Genomic DNA, 19,162 nt, shown 5'->3' with positions numbered 1-19,162 from the left:
CCCCGTTACTACAACATATAAATTTAGAAGAAATATCATTTCATAATGATAGATTACCTTGCTTGATTTGGATGTCTGCAATTTTTCTCCGCCAATCTAATATAGAATCTGTTCGTAATATTATTGATTTTATTGTTAGATGTAAGAGTATTCTAGGGAAAGATGAGGGTGAAAATGCATCTTGGGCTTTTTTAAATAATTTTAATATTTTAAGTGAGGATGAAAAAGAAAAAATTAAAATGAATCTTAGTGAAGATGTTATTAATTTTCTTAGACTATCATTAGAACATCATTATTTGCTTTTTGATGATTATCCTCTTGCCTTTCTTTTTAAGGATTATAAATGTGGAATGGATAGATCGAATGCAATAAATCTTTTAAAAGAAGACGTTTCTGCTTTATTTGATCGTTACTCAGAGCATTCAACTAAAGTACAAACAACAGCATTTTATTCAATGGCTATTACAGGAAAAATTGTATTAAATGCTAGCATGAATATTCCTGATTTTAATTCTATTTTTTCTGATCCTGAATCAGATGAAGCTAAAATAGTTGCTGCTTTTGTCCGTTCAAGCCTTAATGTTGGAAATGACATAATAAGTAGTAGTAATGGAAAAAATGATTGGTCTAAATCTTTTTGGAAACAATGCTTTGATATGGAGGAGTGTTCTTAAATGAAAATCGAAAATGATCTTATCAGGTTTATTCAATCATATGAAACTTATTTAGTTTCAAGTTTTAGTAAATTATGGAGCGCGGTGAAAGTCGAATACGATAAACTAGAAGCCTATTCTGTAATCGGTGGATTATTGTCTAGACAAGTAACTTTAGCTATTCAAATGACTCGCTCTCCTAATATTCTTAATGGGCATTCTGCACCATTATTTTTAAGGTCTATGACAGATTTACATATTACATTAGCTTGGATTATGTTGGACCTAGAAGAACGTTCTAAAAAATATATTCTATATGGATTAGGCGAGGAGAAATTATTAGTTGAGCACTATAAAAAAAGAATTGATGATTCTCCGAATAATCCTGAGAATGAACTGATGGAAGGAATGATTGAAACAAGGTTACATTGGATCGATTCTCAACGTAGGGATTTTTTAGTAGAAGTGAATTTAGGTAGTTGGTCACAATTAGATTATAGAAAAATGGCACAAGAAGCGAATTGCGAATCTTTATATACATTTGCATACAAACCTTTTAGTCAAGGAGCTCATAATATGTGGCCACATGTATCAAGATATAACTGCAAATATTGTGAAAGTCCTCTACATAAATATCATCTAATACCTGATTTATTTGAAGCTCCAGCAGACCTGGATTATCTTTTCCGTTCATGTAAGTATGTACATATGGCTTATGAAATTTTTATTAATAAATTTGGATTAGATTTTAGTGAGCTTATGCCTTTAGATTGGTGGGATAACTATTTTATGGAAATAGATGTTGAGGAGAATGCGATAAATGGCTAATCGGATAAGGTTACACATCTGGGGCGACTATGCTTGTTTTACTCGTCCCGAGATGAAAGTGGAGCGGGTGTCTTATGATGTAATAACCCCCTCGGCTGCTCGCGGGATTCTTAGTGCGATTCACTGGAAGCCGGCGATTAATTGGGTGATCGATAAGATCTATGTATTAAAACCGATACGCTTTGAATCGGTTCGGCGCAATGAACTTGGAGCGAAGATTTCCGAGTCGAAAGTCAGCGGGGCGATGAAGCGTAAAAGCGTGGCGGATTTATACACAGTTATCGAAGATGATCGCCAACAGCGAGCGGCAACGGTGTTAAAAGATGTGGCTTATGTGATTGAAGCTCACGCGGTAATGACATCAAAAGCCGGTGTGGACGAGAACACCACTAAGCATATCGAAATGTTTAAACGCCGTGCGTTAAAAGGGCAATGTTTTCAACAGCCTTGTATGGGGGTACGTGAGTTTCCGGCGCATTTTGCGTTGATTGACGACAACGACCCGTTGCCTCTATCACAACTTTCAGAAAGTGAGTTTAATCGGGATCTTGGCTGGATGTTGCACGATATTGATTTTGAGCATGGCAATACGCCGCATTTTTTTCGTGCCGAATTAAAAAACGGCGTGATTGACGTGCCGCCGTTTTATGCCGAGGAGGTGAAAAGATGATTCTCTCTTCTCTCGCACGTTATTATCAGCGATTAGCTAAAGAAACGGATAGTGTCGGCAATCCTAAAGTGCCGTCTTATGGCTTTAGTGAAGAAAAAATCGGTTGGGTGCTGGTGATTAACCAAGACGGGCAGTTAGTCGATGTTGTGCCTAACCTAAGTGACGGCAAAAAGCCTCAACCAAAACTACTTAATGTTCCCCGTCCGGAAAAACGGACATCCGGAGTAAAAGCAAATTTCTTATGGGATAAAACCGCTTATGTTTTAGGTGTGGAAAGCAACAAAGATAAAGCCACAGCCAAAGAACAGCCCTTTGTTATCTCACAAAAAACCTTTGAAGCTTTCAAACAATCCCACCTTGAATTATTTAAAGATTCTCAAGATCTTGGCTTGCAAGCCGTTTGTCATTTTTTAGAAAAATGGCAACCGGAACATTTTTCTCAACCGCCTTGCCTCACTGAAATGTTAGACGCCAATCTGGTTTTCAAATTAGATGGCTGTTCAGGCTATATTCATCAGCGCGAAGCGGCGCAAACTTTATGGGCGGATCTTTTAAAAGATGATAATGCGGAGCAAGGTATCTGTTTAATCAGCGGTGCCAATGCGCCGATAGCACGTTTGCACCCTGCGATTAAAGGAGTATTTGGCGGGCAAAGTTCTGGCGGTTCGATTATCTCTTTTAATAAAGAATCTTTTGCTTCCTTCGGTAAAGAACAAGGCTCAAATGCACCGGTTTCCGAAGTGTCCGCCTTTGCCTATACCACAACCTTGAATTACCTATTGCGCCGTGAAAACAATCACTGTTTAAGTATCGGTGACACCAGCACGGTTTTCTGGGCGGAGGCGGATAATAGTGCCAATGCAGAAGCTGCGGAAGGATTTTTTGCAAGTGTATTTTCCCCGCCCGATGATGAGCAAGAATCTCAAAAAGTATTCAATATTTTAGAACAAATCGCCAAAGGACGCGGAATCAAAGAAGTGTCCCCGGATCTTGCGCCGGATACGCGTTTCTATATTTTAGGTTTAGCCCCCAATGCTGCGCGGATCTCAATTCGTTTCTGGCTGGATACCACCTTTGGGCAACTGGCGGAACATCTGGCACAGCATTGGCAAGATCTGGCTATTGAGCCTTGCCCTTGGAAAACATTTCCGTCTATTTGGCGTTTGTTACTACAAACAGCGGTTTTATCTAAAACGGAAAATATCTCGCCGGTGCTAGCGGGGGAAATGACAAGAGCGGTGATTACGGGCTCACTTTATCCGATGAGCCTGCTTTCTCAACTAATTGCCCGCATTCGTGCCGACGGCGATATTAATGGGTTACGTATTGCAATGATTAAAGCGGTGTTACAGCGCCGTTTCAGAAAAGGTTTTATTCAAGAGGAGATTCCGATGAGTTTAAATACAGAAAGTACAAATCCGGCTTATTTGCTTGGTCGGCTGTTTGCGGTACTTGAACGCATTCAAACGCAAGCGCTGGGCGATCTGAATGCGGGCATTGCAGATCGTTATTATGGTTCCGCATCGTCCGTGCCTTATTCCGTCTTTCCCCGCTTATTATCAGGTGCGAAGCACCATTTGTCCCGTTTACGCAAAGATAAAGCGGGAATGGCGGTGAATTTAGATAAAGATCTGGCGGAGGTTATCGGCGCATTACCGGATGTTTTCCCGCGCCATTTAAGTATTGATGAGCAAGGTTGCTTTGCAATCGGCTATTACCAACAAAAACAACGCTATTTCACCAAAAAAGAAACCACCGAATCTACCGAAAATTAAGGAGCTAATTATGTCTATCCAAAACCGCTATGAATTTGTCTATTTTTTTGATGTTACCAACGGTAATCCCAACGGCGACCCCGATGCCGGCAATATGCCGCGCCTTGATCCCGAATCAAGTAAAGGCTTAGTCACCGATGTATGCTTAAAGCGCAAAATCCGTAATTTTGTTGAGTTAGCCAATGAAAACCAAGCCGGTTATGAAATTTATGTAAAAGAAAAAAGCGTGCTGAATTTGCAAAATAAACGTGCTTATGAGGCGCTTGAAATTGAACCGGAAGCGAAAAAATTACCGAAAGACGAAGCCAAAGCGCGCGATATTACCGCTTGGATGTGTAAAAACTTTTTCGATATTCGTAGCTTCGGTGCGGTAATGACCACCGAAGTGAATAGCGGACAAGTTCGCGGTCCGGTACAGTTGGCTTTTGCGCAATCCATCGATCCGATTATTCCGCTTGAAGTGTCAATCACTCGAATGGCGGTTACCAATGAAAAAGATCTTGAAAAAGAACGCACTATGGGGCGCAAATACATTGTGCCTTACGCTCTCTACCGCGTGCACGGTTTTATCTCGGCAAATCTTGCGGCAAAAACCGGTTTTTCTGAGGAAGATCTACAAAAATTATGGCAAGCCTTGCAGTTAATGTTTGAGCACGATCGCTCGGCGGCTCGCGGGGAAATGGCGGCACGTAAACTGATCGTGTTTAAACACGATAGTGCGTTGGGCAGCGTACCTGCACATAAATTATTTGATTCGGTTAAGGTTGAACGCATAAATGGCGAATCCGGTACACCGGCAACCGGCTTTGCGGATTATCAAATTTCTATTGAAAAAGATAAATTCAATGGTGTTAGTGTAGAAGAATTGCTTTAACAATTTGCAAATTTCCCCTAGAAACCGACCGCTTGTAACTGAATAAGGAGGCGGATATGCGGATAATTTCTCTTTCGGCTTTGCAACATTATGCGTTTTGCCCGCGTCAGTGTGCGTTAATTCATAATGAGCAACTTTGGGCGGAAAATTTTTTAACCGCCCAAGGCAATGCCTTGCACGAGCGAGTGGATTCCGGTGAGCCGGAAACCCGCAAAGGCGTGCGTTTTGAGCGAAGTGTTCACGTATCCGCCGAGCAGTTAGGTATTAGCGGCATTTTGGATATGGTGGAGTGCGAAATTCAAACGGGCAAGCTAAAACCGGTGGAATATAAACGCGGTAAACCAAAACCGAAACCTTCCGATGAAATTCAGCTTTGCGCCCAGGCTCTCTGCTTGGAGGAAATGACAGGTAAAAAGGTAGAGGAAGGCGCATTATGGTATATGCAAACCCGCCACCGCCATCCTGTTATTTTCTCTGCTGAATTGCGTGAAAAAACTTTGCAAGTGATTAATGAAGTTAAAACTTTGCTGGAGAGCGGCATAACCCCACCACCGAATTATTCTAAAAGCTGCAAGGCTTGTTCGTTGATTGATCTCTGTCAGCCTAAGTTATTGGAAAGGGATAAATCGGGAAAATATGTGGTGGGGTTGTTTTGGGAGTGAAATATATTTTTAGTGCTTAATTATAGATAAATGAGGAATGTATGTCTGCTAAGCTTAACAAGTTTAATAATGAAATTATTCCATTATGGGATGAAGTTTTGAAATGTGTTAATGAGATTGACGGAGTCAAGATACCTGATGTATATGCAGAAAATTTTGCTTATCTAAAGAAAATAATCACATTTTTATCAGAAGCAATGTCTTGTATTGATGCTGATTATTTGCCAAATGATTCTTTAAACAATATTAAAGCATATCTAGTCAATATTAAAAGCTATTTAACTAATAGCCAAAATTATTCAAATTCACATGTTCAAAATGTAGAAAACAGGTTGGATGAATTGTTGAAAATTATTTTTCCGTTTATTCTTCATAAAGGGAAGGCGATTAAAGGATTGAGATTAGGTTTGAATGAGTATTCAAAAGCTATCACCGATTATGTAGAGAATAAATTTTCAGAAATAAAAGTAACTCAAGAAAATATTGATGCTATTGAAAATAAATTAAACGATGAATTGGGTAAATTTTCCGCTCTTAGAGAAGAATTAGAGGAGTATGGAGAATCAATATTTTCTGAGAACGGAGTGAAAGACAAAATTGAAGAATTACTTAATAATTCAGAATCAAAACTATCAGAGATAGAAGAGCTTCATGTATCAATTTATGGTGAAGATGGATTGAAACAAGAGATTGATAACTTCTATTCAAATATATCAAATCAAAATGAAGCTATTAATGAGCTAAAAGAAGATAGCTCTGTTACTTTGCAAAGTTTAGAAGATTTTTATAATAAGATTTTTGGAAAAGAAGATGAAAATGGAAAGAAGGTAGGTGGTTTAAAACAGGAAATAGAGCAAAGAAAAATTGAACTGGATAATTTTAAACAGAAGCAACAAGAACGGTATGAGGAGCTTAATAAACAAATAGAAAATTTATTACCTGGAGCAACTTCTGCCGGATTATCCAACGCATACAATGAAATGAGAAATAAATTTAGTGGAAGTGCAAAATGGTATGGTTGGGGATTTTATGGATCATTAATTGTTTTATCAGTCGTAATCTACTGCGTTCGTGATTTATTGATTATAAAAGAGATTCCTTTAGATAAAGGTTTAGGAATCAGTTTGCTTGCATTACTTGGGAATTTTGCTGTGAAATTGCCTTTTATCTTGCCTGCTTTATGGTTGGTTATTTTTGTTTCAAAAAGAAGAAGTGAAGCAGAAAGATTAACACAGGAATATGCGCATAAAGAATCTTTAGCGAAATCATATGATAGTTATAAACAACAAATTGAGAAACTATCTGAAGAAGATCAAAATGAATTGTTACCTGTTCTTATGGATAATATGATTAAAGCCATCGCTTTAAATCCAGCCGAAACTTTGGATAAAAAGCATCAAAGCGATAGCCCTATTTCAGAAGTTTTAAAAGATAAGAATTTTTTAACTTCTATTGCAGATAGAGTGAAAGATATGAGTTCTAATTCAAAATAATTTGAGCTGCTATAAAAACTATTGATAACTCAGGGCGTCTTCCGTTATGTACGAGTGGTTTAATATCACAAAGCAAGAAGTCATCAATAATTGAGAAAACAGTTTCAGAGTCTCAAAAAGATTTAATGGAGAGCAGTTTGCTGTGATGTTTATGAATCAATTGTTATCTAATTCACATGAAGCAAATTCTATAGTTGATACAATAAATTAATAATATAGGTTGGTTTTTAACCCTGCGATTCAATTTTTTAACAAACACAATAATAGGATAATAAGATGTCTAAAATTAAAACCAGTTTTAATGTTGTAGAAGAAAAATCAGCGCATCTCGCTGTTTTGATCGACGCAGATAATGCGTCTGCACAAACTATTAAAGCTATTTTGGAGGAAACAACCAAGTTTGGTGAGGCGACCGTTAAACGGATATATGGAAATTTTGTAGGGGACAGCGGGAAATGGAAAGCTGTTATCAATGAATATGCTATTAAACCTATGCAGCAATTTGCTTACACTAAAGGTAAAAATGCCACTGATGGATTTATGATTATTGATGCAATGGACTTGCTTTATACTAACCGTTTTGATGGTTTTTGCATTGTATCCAGCGATAGTGATTTCACTGCATTAGCTATTCGTTTAAAAGAACAAGGGGTAACTGTTTATGGCTTTGGTAAAAAACAAACGCCAGAAGCTTTTCTCAATGCATGTAGTCAATTTATCTATGTCGAAAATTTATTGCCTGAATTGAATGATGACAAGCAAGTTGATATTACTTTACCTAATGCTTCAAATACTCAAAAGAAAGTACAGCAAACTGAAAATAGCACACCAACTGTATCAATTGATAATCAGAAGATTCAATCTACTGAATTACCTATAGAGACCATTAGAAAAGTCTTTGAGCAATTTGATAGTGAGTGGGTGGCAATGACTGCTTTTGGGTCTACATGGAAGCGCTTGCAGGTAGATATTGATCCGCGTAGTTATGGCTGCAAAAAGTTTACTGACTTGGTTAAAAAATATCCTGATGTATTTGACTATAAAATGGAAACGGATTCAGATACTACTCAAGAGCATATGTATGTCAAACTTAAAATATAGTTTTATTCGGTGTTAACTAGAAACAGGTTAGTCCACCGTTTGTCGCAAATTAAAAATCGTCTGAGAAATTTCTATAAAACTTTTAGATGGTCCTAACACGCCATATTACTTGAAAAAAGTATTCTCAGACAGCTAGTTAGTTAGAAAAAAATTTAGTTAGCCGAAATTTTCGAGTAACTGCCGATGATGGCAGAAATTATGCTTGATTCTCTACCATCTACACTATGGCGATAAACATCTCCCTCGATTTACAGCAACTGCTGGAAGGGGGTAGCCCAAAAGTGCTGAGCGAACAACTGTGCCAGCTTGAAGCAGACGGGTTAATCGTTCGCTGCATCTATTCGGAAGTGCTACCATTGGTGGAATACAGCCTCACCGACGAAGGCGCAGGCTTGAACCTGTGCTCAGAATGTTGTGTGAATGGAGTTGTAGTTACGACGAGCGGCTGAATTTTTGCTTGGAAAAAAACGAACAGGATTTGTCACCTCCATCCTTATTGGCAAACACAGATGCCTGTGTCGGCGAAAACCGCTAGTGAACTCTTTCAGACGCCCTGAATAGAAAGGTTAGAGGGAATAAATTGCAGTTGGAATTTGCTGAAATTATGCAGAAATGGCATGTGTTATTATTTTGATACATAGCTAATTTATCATTGATTATAAGGAGAAATATGATGAGTTTACCGCAAGTATATTCTTTAGATTTGGGTAGGAAGGTTAATGCAAAAGAGGCGGATATTGCTTACCAAAAAGGTTTAATTCGCAGTCAAAAAAATTTTCGATGCCCTCATCAGCTATGCGGCATTGCAATTACTTGTGCAAATTTGGAACGACCTAAACAAGAAAGAAAAGTAGACCCTTATTTTAAGTCGGTTGAGTATCATAAACCCAGCTGCCCATTTGCAGAAGAGGAAAGACGCATTAAATTGCATGAAGCTGATAAAAATAGTCTGTATGAAAATGTTGCTTCAGGTGAGATTTTGGTAAATCTGACAGAACCTGCTCCTAAAAAGCAAGATAGTAGCGATATTTCTGAGGTCGAAAAAGGCAGTTTTTCCAGAGCTACTCAATCTTCAGATTCTGAAAAAGAAAAAGCCTCAATTAATCATACTAAAACATTGTCCGTGTTGGTTTCATCTTTCTTAAATAATGAAAATTTTCAAATAACCTTACCTAAGCCATATCAAGAAAAAATCTTCTTGAAAGATGCCTTTATTAAAATTGATGGACAGAATTTATCAAATCTCGAACAAAATTGTTGGAGAATTTATTACGGGAAAGCATGGATAAATAAACTATCCAACGGTGATTATCGCATAGTATTTGATAATAAAATGAAAGATCCGGATCTTAGGAAAAATGCTGTCTGTCCTTCATTTTTCATTCCGAAAGATTGGATTGATAATTCACCGTATGAGAAATTTTCTAAATCTCAAATGGATAAGCTCGCAGATAATAAGTGGCATAGAGAAGTTTTTATTTTTTCAGATGTTCCATCATTAAGCCATACAAAAGAATATATTAATTTTATGCTTGAGGGATTGCCATTTTTGGAAATGATTTACTTGAAAAAATAAATATATTCATTAATTTTCATTTAAAAATATTTTTGGTAGATTTTATATGCGCAAACTACAAAACACCCTATATATCACTACTCAAGGCAGCTACTTACATAAAGAACGAGAAACCTTGGTGGTGGAGCAAGATAGAAAGAAAGTGGCTCAATTACCGGTGCATTCTATCGGGCATATTTTCTGTTTTGGGAATGTGTTGGTATCGCCGTTTTTAATGGGGTTTTGTGGTGAGAATAATGTCAATTTGGCTTTTTTCACTGAAACAGGGCGATATTTAGGGCGGTTGCAAGGTCGGCAAAGTGGCAATGTGCTGCTGCGCCGTGCCCAATATCGTATTTCCGAACAAAATCCTATTCCTATTGCACGTAATATCATCGCGGCAAAAATTCAGTCGGCTAAACGGGTGTTGCAGCGTCGTTTACGCAATCACGGTGAACATGAGGAAGTACAGGCAGCCGTTATGGCACTGAATTTCAGTTTGCAGCAGTTAAAACAAGCAGAAAATCTGGATTTAATTCGTGGTATTGAAGGCGATGCCGCTGCCCGCTATTTCGGTGTGTTTCAACATTTGCTGGCGGAAAAAAACGGTTTTGGTTTTGACGGCCGCAACCGCCGCCCACCGCGCGATGGCGTGAATGCGTTATTGTCATTTTTATACAGCATTTTAGGCAAAGACATCAGTGGCGCACTGCAAGGTGTGGGCTTGGATCCGCAAGTAGGTTTTCTGCACGCCGATCGTCCCGGTCGAGATAGTCTGGCACAAGACCTCCTCGAAGAATTTCGTGCCTGGTGGGTGGACAGAATGGTGCTATCGCTGATTAACCGCGGTCAAATTAAGCCGCAGGATTTTGTTACCGAAGACGGCGGTGCGGTGAATATGAAACCTGAAGCGCGCAAGCTGTTGTTTCAAAGTTTGCAGGCGAAAAAACAGGAAAAAATCGTCCATCCGTTTTTGCAGGAAGAAGTGGAAATCGGTCTTTTGCCTTATATTCAGGCGATGCTGCTAGCGCGCCATTTACGCGGCGATTTAGCTGAATATCCGCCGTTTTTAATGCGCTAAGTTTGTTCTTTAACAATTTGGATTTCTTAAATTTGTTCCGCACTTTAATTTGATTTCGCATCAAAGTGCGGTCATTTTTTTATAAATTTTCTAAGGAGAAAACCTTATGATGATTTTAATTACATATGATGTGTCATTAGAAAATGAAGGCGGAGAACGTCGATTACGTCATATTGCAAAGCATTGTTTAGATTACGGAATACGCGTACAATACTCTGTGTTTGAGTGTGAAGTGACACCCGCGCAATGGGTCGAATTAAAAGATAAGTTACTTAATACCTACGACAAAGAAACCGATAGTTTACGTTTTTACCAACTTGGAAGTAAATGGAAACATCGAGTCGAACATTACGGAGCAAAACGTGCCATTGATATGTTTAGAGATATTTTAATTATCTAAACACGTTCGCTAACCGGTAGTTCTCATCAATTCCCTAGTTTATTAGCGCATTTATTTTTTCTTATATTTTTAATCAGTTAGAAAATAACTATATTTCTTGCTATACTTTAAGCCGTTATATTCAGCCTGGTTAGCGAAATGGCTATTTTCAAGCTAGATATAATGAGCCTTCCTAGTTAAGGCTCTCCGCTCTCACACGAGAGCGTGAATTGAAACTTTTTGGCAGGCGGAAAATGAAAGATTAAAGTACCTCCGCTCTCACACGAGAGCGTGAATTGAAACATCAAATAAATCTCGCGTATTTAATACGATGTTCTCCGCTCTCACACGAGAGCGTGAATTGAAACTCCTGCTTGTCCATTAATTAAGGTCCATTCGTCCTCCGCTCTCACACGAGAGCGTGAATTGAAACACGGATTTTCTCGGCGCCAACAAACCCTAACATACTCCGCTCTCACACGAGAGCGTGAATTGAAACTTTCAAATGTTTCTTTTTTTATCAGTACTACTTGCTCCGCTCTCACACGAGAGCGTGAATTGAAACTACTGCTTGTTCTGCTTGAATATAGATATACTTATCTCCGCTCTCACACGAGAGCGTGAATTGAAACTATATTGATTAGCATACAAACTAAACATGTAATACTCCGCTCTCACACGAGAGCGTGAATTGAAACTTGTTATCGGTAAGCTTAATATTTCCAGTTTAGTCTGTCTCCGCTCTCACACGAGAGCGTGAATTGAAACCACGAAATTCTGAAAAAGAAAAAATCTACATCACTCCGCTCTCACACGAGAGCGTGAATTGAAACACAACCCTACTACCACCTACCACCTCTTTATTACCTCCGCTCTCACACGAGAGCGTGAATTGAAACAACTAAGTGCGCAGAATTGATATCGTCTGTTTCCCTCCGCTCTCACACGAGAGCGTGAATTGAAACTGCTAAAGATACAATAAGTGGCATGAGCAGATACTCCGCTCTCACACGAGAGCGTGAATTGAAACGATATCTGGGACACATACTACACAATAAGAGATTCTCCGCTCTCACACGAGAGCGTGAATTGAAACGCTTGTTACCCTTATCAGATGTTCTATCGCCTCGCCTCCGCTCTCACACGAGAGCGTGAATTGAAACCACATCGCAATATTGTTTTTTATATCGCCCACGTCTCCGCTCTCACACGAGAGCGTGAATTGAAACCCCCGTTCATCATAAAATGACTGGCGAACGTATGCTCCGCTCTCACACGAGAGCGTGAATTGAAACCGTTTTTTTATCAAAATCAATTGCATGATAATCTCCGCTCTCACACGAGAGCGTGAATTGAAACGGCAATAAGCAATCCAAGTTTTACGATCAACATACCTCCGCTCTCACACGAGAGCGTGAATTGAAACTGGTCAAGTCTTTTGGTTGTAGCCCGCAATCGCCTCCGCTCTCACACGAGAGCGTGAATTGAAACTAGTATGGACTCGATGAAAGCAATGTCCGCTGAAACTCCGCTCTCACACGAGAGCGTGAATTGAAACTGCAACTGACCCCATGACCACACGCACAAGCCCAACTCCGCTCTCACACGAGAGCGTGAATTGAAACCTTTTGAAAGTGGATTACCCCTTGTGCTTTTGTCCTCCGCTCTCACACGAGAGCGTGAATTGAAACTGTTAAAAAGTTTTTGGCGCGTTGCTCTTTTAACTCCGCTCTCACACGAGAGCGTGAATTGAAACGTCGATGTCTGTTGGGGCGCCTGGAGGTACCGGCCTCCGCTCTCACACGAGAGCGTGAATTGAAACTCCTATTGGGTTTGATTTTTGGGTAATAAAAAACTCCGCTCTCACACGAGAGCGTGAATTGAAACTGCAAATGTGTATGCTACTGTTAAGCAGTTTACCTCCGCTCTCACACGAGAGCGTGAATTGAAACTTGATGGTGTGGGTAACGGCTCAATTATGTTAAACTCCGCTCTCACACGAGAGCGTGAATTGAAACAAAAATTATCCGCGTATCAAATGAATTATTACAACTCCGCTCTCACACGAGAGCGTGAATTGAAACCTGCTTCAGCAGTAATTAATCATTATTACAAGTCCTCCGCTCTCACACGAGAGCGTGAATTGAAACGCAGCGGTAACAAACGCCGAAAAAGCCGCGGAAAACTCCGCTCTCACACGAGAGCGTGAATTGAAACGGGTGACCACGCCATGATTGGCGCGCTGTTTGACCTCCGCTCTCACACGAGAGCGTGAATTGAAACCGAATTTGCCGACCCGGCAGGTATTAGTTATGAGGCCTCCGCTCTCACACGAGAGCGTGAATTGAAACCTGGAATGTAGTGGTAGACTAATTCCGCAGTCCTCAATAAGTGGTAAAATAACATCACAAATGAGGAAATATTATGAGAAGAACATTTAGCGCAGAATATAAAGCTGAAGCAGTAAAATTAGTGATTGAACGAGGATATTCGGTTTCTCAAGCTTGCCGAGAGTTAGGTGTGGGTGAAACAGCACTTCGTCGCTGGATAAGTCAAGTTCAAGCGGAGCAACAAGGTTACGTTTTAGCTGGTTCAAAGCCAATTAGCCCAGAACAACAACGAATTCGAGAACTTGAAAATCGTATTAAAGAACTTGAAGAAGATAAGGCCATTTTAAAAAAGGCTACAGCGATTTTAATGTCACTCGAAAACAAAAATACCAAGTCATTACGACGTTAAAATCGCGAGAAATCAACCGGTTATGTGAACTATTTAGCGTGTCTGAAAGTGCTTACTACGCCCATTTGCGCACTGCCAAAAAGCCAGCGAAACACACAGCTTTAGCCGTTGAAATCAAGGCAATTTTTGATGCAAGCCGAGGTTCAGCAGGCAAACGAACGATTCAATCGCATTTGAAAGAGAAAGGTATTTTTGTGGGGTTGTATTTAATTCGTAAGTTAATGAATAAGCAAGGATTATTTAGTAAGCAACCGCAAAAATGGCGCAATCCTAGTAAAGGAAATAGTCAAGTTTTTGAGAATATACTAAGTCGAGAATTTACGCCTGATAGCCAAACGACCGTGCTATGTGGTGACACGACCTATATAAAAATCAATGGGATATGGTGCTATTTAGCCGTGGTAATTAATTTATTAAATCGTCAAGTCGTCGGTTGGAAGCTAAGTCGCTATCATGATAGTGAGCTGGTTAAAGACGCACTGAATCATGCGATGCTGAATATTGAACGCACGGAGCGAATGTTGTTCCATTCAGACCAAGGTAGTATTTATGGCAGTGAAATCTTTACTGATTCAGTTAAGAAACATGGGCTTACACAAAGTATGAGCCGTCGTGGTAACTGTTGGGACAATGCGCCGATGGAGCGTTGGTTTCGAAGTTTTAAATATGAATGGATGCTGAAAGGTGGTTATAGTGATTTTGAAAGTGCTGTAAATGATGTGAGAGAATATGTGATGTATTATAATCACATTCGCCCACATAGCTATAATCAAGGTCTATCTCCGATTTTAGCAAAAACAACTTATCGGAGACTGTTAAATTAGTTGACCACTACAGAAAGTCAAAAAAAGTTTAAAGCATTGGCCTCCGCTCTCACACGAGAGCGTGAATTGAAACAAAATCAGCAAATAAACTGAGATGTTGAAAATCTCTCCGCTCTCACACGAGAGCGTGAATTGAAACTCAATGATGGTTATGTCTCCATACCCCCCCAACTCCGCTCTCACACGAGAGCGTGAATTGAAACGCTTTTTGTTGATAAAGGCAAGTATTTGGTTGATCTCCGCTCTCACACGAGAGCGTGAATTGAAACTATAAATTTAATCATTTGTTTTTTAGGCGTAGAACTCCGCTCGCACACGAGAGCGTGAATTGAAACCTTTCATTGCGTGATTCCTGGGCGTTTTGCAGTTCTCCGCTCTCACACGAGAGCGTGAATTGAAACGATTTCCTGGGCGCTAAAGCCTTTTAGTATTGCGCTCCGCTCTCACACGAGAGCGTGAATTGAAACCGTCATTCTGGCGCCTGTCATCAATGCAAAAGAGCTCCGCTCTCACACGAGAGCGTGAATTGAAACATTCAGCCGTCGTTGAGGATTTAAGAGCGCGTGGCTCCGCTCTCACACGAGAGCGTGAATTGAAACGCAGCGGTAACAAACGCCGAAAAAGCCGCGGAAAACTCCGCTCTCACACGAGAGCGTGAATTGAAACGGGTGACCACGCCATGATTGGCGCGCTGTTTGACCTCCGCTCTCACACGAGAGCGTGAATTGAAACCGAATTTGCCGACCCGGCAGGTATTAGTTATGAGGCCTCCGCTCTCACACGAGAGCGTGAATTGAAACAGTTTTTTGACGCGTGCGTAAATCACGGCTACGGCCTCCGCTCTCACACGAGAGCGTGAATTGAAGCGCTTATAAAAACATCGTAAGCATAGATTGTTTTCTCCGCTCTCACACGAGAGCGTGAATTGAAACACATCCGCTATAGCGGACTCGAATTTCATCGTCCTCTGCTCTTACCCGAGCATAAATGCCCCCTGTAAATTTTGTAATTTTTCGACCGCACTTTTTCGTTCTTACAAAAAGGAAACTAAAATTAGAAACTATAATGACAGAAAACAGGAAAAGTTCTTTGCTCTAACGAAAAAAGCCAGTCAGTGAAAAACTGACTGGCTTTTTTCATTCCATCTTAAAAATGCTGCTAGCCTATTACTTTTGGTAAATATCCGCCTTCAATTAGGAACGGGACGTTCATGATGAGTAAGCCCAGCAATAACGCGATTAATAGGGTTAAGTTTCCACCGATTACTCGATACGGGAGATTCGGATGCAGTTTTCTTGCTCGCCATGCAAGACCGACCGGTAGTACTAAACCGTAGAAAGTGAACATTTGACCGGCATAACCTAACGCGGCAATAAAGCCTTCCGGATAAAATAATGCAAAAGCGAGAGGCGGTAAGAAAGTTAATACGCCTAATGCAAGACGACCGGCTTTGATATTGATGCGTTTTAATAAATCGTCTAAGCAATCAAATAACGATAAGGAAACGCCCAGGAATGAGGTAACTAATGCAAGTGTCGAAAATAAACGCACCGAACCGCTGATTAAATTACTTCCCGTCACGTGGTAAGTGGCATCAACCAAACCGTTTAAAGTCGGATCATTATTGATGATCTCGACAAACTTAGCCTGAGGGAATACGCCGTGTGTTGCCATTTGCCACAAAATATACGCAACTAACGGAAGCGCCGTACCGCCGATAATCGCCGCACGCAGGCGCTTAATATTGCCGTCTAAGTAATTATTGATACTTGGAATAATTACGTGGAAACCGAAAGAAGTGAAAAAAACCGGGCTTGCGGAAATAATTAAGAACTCTTTCAGTGGCATCGCCATTAAATTTTCACCTTGAACAAGAGGCAACATCATAGTCAATACAAGCACAAATGCGACGAGTTTAATCATAAACAATAAGCGGGTCAGCCCATCTACCGCACCTGTACTGATAACAATAAAAATCCCCAAAATCACAGTGAATGCAATAATAGAAATCGGTGCGGCATGTTCCCCTAAAAACGGTAAAACACCGGCTAATAACGAACCGCCGCCGGTCACATAAGCCGAAAGAATCGCATACATAAAAATAACAAGCGATAAGGTAGCGAGAACCCGGCCTACCATGCCAAAATATTGTTCGGCAAGGGTGGCGATTCCCGCATCTTTACGCTGTACGGTTTGATACACTTCAACAAAAAGTAATGCGCTGTAAGAAAGTAAAATCCATAATAAAAATAATAGAGCCATGGTGTAGGTAAAACCCATTTCCGCAGAAGTCAGCGGCATGGCGAGCATACCGGCGCCAATTGTCGTTCCCGCTACAAGTAAAGCGCTCCCAAAGGTTTTATTTTTCATCTTAAATTTCCTGTTTAAAGTTAAAATAATGTGCAGCATTCTAACTTGTATTTTTATTAATGTAATTATTTTTTTACGGTGTTTTGAAAAATTTACAATAATTAGATTAAAGTCTGTTCAGTTCTTATTGCAATAATGCGGAATAATACTGAAAAAAGGGAATTTCTATGTTAGAATCGCCAACTAATTTATCCCGTCCATTTTAATAGGAAAGAATATGAAAGTATTAGAAGGTGGTTTGGCAGCGCCAAATGCAAAAGTTGCCGTTGTTGTCGCTCGTTTTAACAGTTTTATTAATGATAGTTTAGTAGAAGGTGCCGTTGATGCGCTAAAACGTATTGGCCAGGTAAAAGATGAGAATATTACACTGGTACGCGTACCGGGCGCTTACGAATTACCATTGGCGGTTCGCCGTTTAGCGGACAGCAAAAAATATGACGCCATCGTAGCGTTAGGTACGGTTATTCGCGGTGGTACAGCGCATTTTGAATATGTCGCCGGCGGTGCAAGCAATGGTATCGGTCATGTTTCGTTAGAATCAAACGTTCCGGTTGCTTTCGGCGTTTTAACTACTGAAAACATTGAGCAAGCTATCGATCGTGCAGGCACAAAATCCGGTAATAAAGGAGCTGAAGCGGCATTAGTTGCGCTGGAAATGGTTAATTTATTAGCTCAAATCAACGCATAAGAGACAGTTATGACAGAACAAGTAAAAAAACGTCCGTCACCACGTCGTCGTGCGAGAGAATGTGCGGTTCAAGCCTTATATTCTTTTCAGATTTCGCAAAATCCGGTAGAAACCGTTGAGTTATCTTTCGTTACCGATCAGGATATGAAAGGTGTGGATATGCCTTATTTCCGCAAACTTTTCCGTCAAACCGTTGAAAATATTCCAAGTGTCGACAGTACAATGGCACCTTATTTAGATCGTAGTGCGAATGAATTAGATCCTATTGAAAAAGCAATCTTACGTTTAGCGGTTTACGAATTAAAATATGAATTGGACGTGCCTTACAAAGTAGTGATTAATGAAGCCATCGAAGTGGCAAAAACCTTCGGAGCGGAAGATAGCCATAAATATATCAATGGCGTATTAGATAAAATCGCGCCGGCGTTAGCACGCAAATAACATAATCTATTCGGGGAATTTCCATGGCTGAAGGTGAATTTGATCTTATTAATCGATATTTCGCTTTATCTAAACAAATTCCCCGGCAAGATGTTATCCTCTCTATTGGTGATGACTGCGCTATCACTCAGCTGAAAGCTGATCAACGTTTAGCCGTCACCACCGATACCATGGTTGAAAATTCTCATTTTTATCCGACTATTCCTCCTCGCGCATTAGGTTATAAAGCCGTCGCCACAAATTTAAGCGATCTTGCCGCCATGGGAGCGACGCCTACCTGGGTTTCTCTTGCACTCACCTTACCTAAAACGGATTCTCATTGGTTGAACGAATTTAGCAAAGGCATGTTTGAGATCCTAAACCGCTATGATGTGACATTAATCGGCGGCGATACCACAAAAGGGGAAATTCCGACCGTTACCATTACCGCACAAGGTCTTCTCGGCGATTATGCCCTTTGCCGTCATCAAGCGAAGATCGGCGACTGGATTTATGTTTCCGGTACTTTAGGTGATGCGCTAGCCGGTTTTTATCTGAACCGGGATATTTATGAAGGCAAAAAAAGTGCGGTCGGTTTTGACGAAGATTTTTTTATTCAGCGTAATCTTTACCCCATTCCTCGCATTGAGTTTGGGAAAACCTTAGCGAAATATCGTCTTGCCAACGCGGCGTTAGATATTTCCGACGGCTTTATGGGCGATTTAATGCATATTCTTGAACGTAGCCAAGTCAGTGCGGTGGTAAATTTAGAAGATTTGCCCCTGTCACCGCAATTAAGCGCTTATTACGGGCGAGAAAAAGCCGAACTCATGGCGCTACAAGGCGGTGAAGATTACGAACTTTGTTTTACGGTCAGCGATGAAAATAAAACAAAATTAGATCAATATCTTGCCCCCTTAAATGTGCCTTATACTTGTGTCGGACAAATTTGTGCGGCAGAGGATAATCCGGTCATTCGCTTGCAACGTTATAAGCAAGAGGTTAACCTATCGATACATAGCTTTGATCATTTCAAATAGGACATTATTT

Annotated in this window: 18 protein-coding genes and 2 CRISPR repeat arrays; of the genes, 17 read left to right on the top strand and 1 reads right to left on the bottom strand. The window is 40.3% G+C overall.

The genetic code is table 11. The features are described from left to right. The first annotated feature begins 71 nt into the window (after positions 1-71). The 14 genes from MS_RS04585 to MS_RS04525 all read left to right on the top strand — a co-directional run bounded on the left by MS_RS04585 (position 72) and on the right by MS_RS04525 (position 14,634). The gene (locus tag MS_RS04585; protein ID WP_157847497.1) at positions 72-674 is read left to right on the top strand and encodes a hypothetical protein; all 603 of its coding nucleotides are present in this window, start codon (positions 72-74) and stop codon (positions 672-674) included. Continuing rightward, positions 675-1,481, top strand: a complete 807-nt coding sequence (locus MS_RS04580; protein WP_011200166.1) for a DUF5677 domain-containing protein — start codon at positions 675-677, stop codon at positions 1,479-1,481. It abuts the gene before it with no gap. Next, positions 1,474-2,151: a type I-C CRISPR-associated protein Cas5c gene (gene cas5c, locus MS_RS04575; RefSeq protein ID WP_011200165.1), complete on the top strand. Its 678-nt coding sequence runs from the start codon at positions 1,474-1,476 to the stop codon at positions 2,149-2,151. The genes MS_RS04580 and cas5c overlap by 8 nt, the downstream gene beginning before the upstream one ends. Next, entirely contained in the window at positions 2,148-3,926 is a 1,779-nt protein-coding gene (gene cas8c / locus MS_RS04570) for a type I-C CRISPR-associated protein Cas8c/Csd1 (protein WP_011200164.1), read from the top strand. Before cas5c ends, cas8c begins: the two co-directional genes overlap by 4 nt. A gap of 10 nt (positions 3,927-3,936) precedes the next feature. Next, positions 3,937-4,800, top strand: coding sequence for a type I-C CRISPR-associated protein Cas7/Csd2 (cas7c, locus tag MS_RS04565; protein WP_041639687.1), 864 nt, complete (start codon positions 3,937-3,939; stop codon positions 4,798-4,800). Positions 4,801-4,856: 56 nt separating this feature from the next. Beyond that, complete coding sequence (gene cas4 / locus MS_RS04560; protein ID WP_011200162.1) at positions 4,857-5,462, top strand: CRISPR-associated protein Cas4; 606 nt, start codon at positions 4,857-4,859, stop codon at positions 5,460-5,462. Positions 5,463-5,503: 41 nt separating this feature from the next. Next, the gene (locus MS_RS04555) at positions 5,504-6,955 is read left to right on the top strand and encodes a hypothetical protein (protein WP_011200161.1); all 1,452 of its coding nucleotides are present in this window, start codon (positions 5,504-5,506) and stop codon (positions 6,953-6,955) included. A 276-nt stretch (positions 6,956-7,231) separates the two neighbouring features. Then, positions 7,232-8,056: an NYN domain-containing protein gene (locus tag MS_RS04550; RefSeq protein WP_011200160.1), complete on the top strand. Its 825-nt coding sequence runs from the start codon at positions 7,232-7,234 to the stop codon at positions 8,054-8,056. A gap of 224 nt (positions 8,057-8,280) precedes the next feature. After that, complete coding sequence (locus MS_RS11265; RefSeq protein ID WP_102030671.1) at positions 8,281-8,505, top strand: winged helix-turn-helix transcriptional regulator; 225 nt, start codon at positions 8,281-8,283, stop codon at positions 8,503-8,505. A 221-nt stretch (positions 8,506-8,726) separates the two neighbouring features. Further along, on the top strand, positions 8,727-9,632 hold the full coding sequence (locus MS_RS04545; RefSeq protein WP_041639685.1) for a hypothetical protein: 906 nt from the start codon (positions 8,727-8,729) through the stop codon (positions 9,630-9,632). Positions 9,633-9,678: 46 nt separating this feature from the next. After that, the gene (gene cas1c, locus MS_RS04540) at positions 9,679-10,692 is read left to right on the top strand and encodes a type I-C CRISPR-associated endonuclease Cas1c (protein ID WP_011200158.1); all 1,014 of its coding nucleotides are present in this window, start codon (positions 9,679-9,681) and stop codon (positions 10,690-10,692) included. 106 nt (positions 10,693-10,798) lie between these two features. Further along, positions 10,799-11,092, top strand: coding sequence for a CRISPR-associated endonuclease Cas2 (gene cas2, locus MS_RS04535; protein ID WP_011200157.1), 294 nt, complete (start codon positions 10,799-10,801; stop codon positions 11,090-11,092). 184 nt (positions 11,093-11,276) lie between these two features. Continuing rightward, positions 11,277-13,422: a CRISPR direct-repeat array (repeat unit 32 nt; unit sequence CTCCGCTCTCACACGAGAGCGTGAATTGAAAC). A gap of 73 nt (positions 13,423-13,495) precedes the next feature. Continuing rightward, positions 13,496-13,810: an IS3 family transposase gene (locus tag MS_RS04530; protein WP_011200156.1), complete on the top strand. Its 315-nt coding sequence runs from the start codon at positions 13,496-13,498 to the stop codon at positions 13,808-13,810. Next, positions 13,798-14,634 carry an IS3 family transposase gene (locus tag MS_RS04525; RefSeq protein WP_157847504.1) on the top strand — a complete coding sequence of 279 codons (837 nt, stop codon included), beginning with the start codon at positions 13,798-13,800 and terminating at the stop codon, positions 14,632-14,634. The genes MS_RS04530 and MS_RS04525 overlap by 13 nt, the downstream gene beginning before the upstream one ends. Before the next feature lie 40 nt (positions 14,635-14,674). After that, positions 14,675-15,566: direct repeats of the CRISPR family, unit length 32 nt; unit sequence CTCCGCTCTCACACGAGAGCGTGAATTGAAAC. Positions 15,567-15,792: 226 nt separating this feature from the next. Here the strand turns inward: MS_RS04525 and MS_RS04520 are convergent. Further along, positions 15,793-17,004, bottom strand: a complete 1,212-nt coding sequence (locus tag MS_RS04520) for an aromatic amino acid transport family protein (protein ID WP_041639682.1) — start codon at positions 17,002-17,004, stop codon at positions 15,793-15,795. A gap of 217 nt (positions 17,005-17,221) precedes the next feature. On the opposite strand from MS_RS04520, the gene ribE reads away from it, so the two are divergent. Genes ribE through thiL form a run of 3 tightly spaced genes read left to right on the top strand, consistent with a single transcriptional unit; the run spans position 17,222 to position 19,152 of the window. Beyond that, positions 17,222-17,692: a 6,7-dimethyl-8-ribityllumazine synthase gene (gene ribE / locus MS_RS04515; RefSeq protein WP_011200153.1), complete on the top strand. Its 471-nt coding sequence runs from the start codon at positions 17,222-17,224 to the stop codon at positions 17,690-17,692. 9 nt (positions 17,693-17,701) lie between these two features. Continuing rightward, a complete protein-coding gene (nusB, locus tag MS_RS04510; protein ID WP_011200152.1) occupies positions 17,702-18,133 on the top strand; it encodes a transcription antitermination factor NusB in 432 nt (143 codons plus the stop codon). A 23-nt stretch (positions 18,134-18,156) separates the two neighbouring features. After that, positions 18,157-19,152 carry a thiamine-phosphate kinase gene (gene thiL, locus MS_RS04505; protein ID WP_011200151.1) on the top strand — a complete coding sequence of 332 codons (996 nt, stop codon included), beginning with the start codon at positions 18,157-18,159 and terminating at the stop codon, positions 19,150-19,152. Positions 19,153-19,162: the final 10 nt, after the last annotated feature.

The organism is [Mannheimia] succiniciproducens MBEL55E (assembly GCF_000007745.1).
Lineage (GTDB): Bacteria > Pseudomonadota > Gammaproteobacteria > Enterobacterales > Pasteurellaceae > Basfia > Basfia succiniciproducens.
The sequence above is the reverse complement of the archived record's forward strand: the minus strand, read 5'-3'. Positions and strand labels throughout refer to the sequence as shown.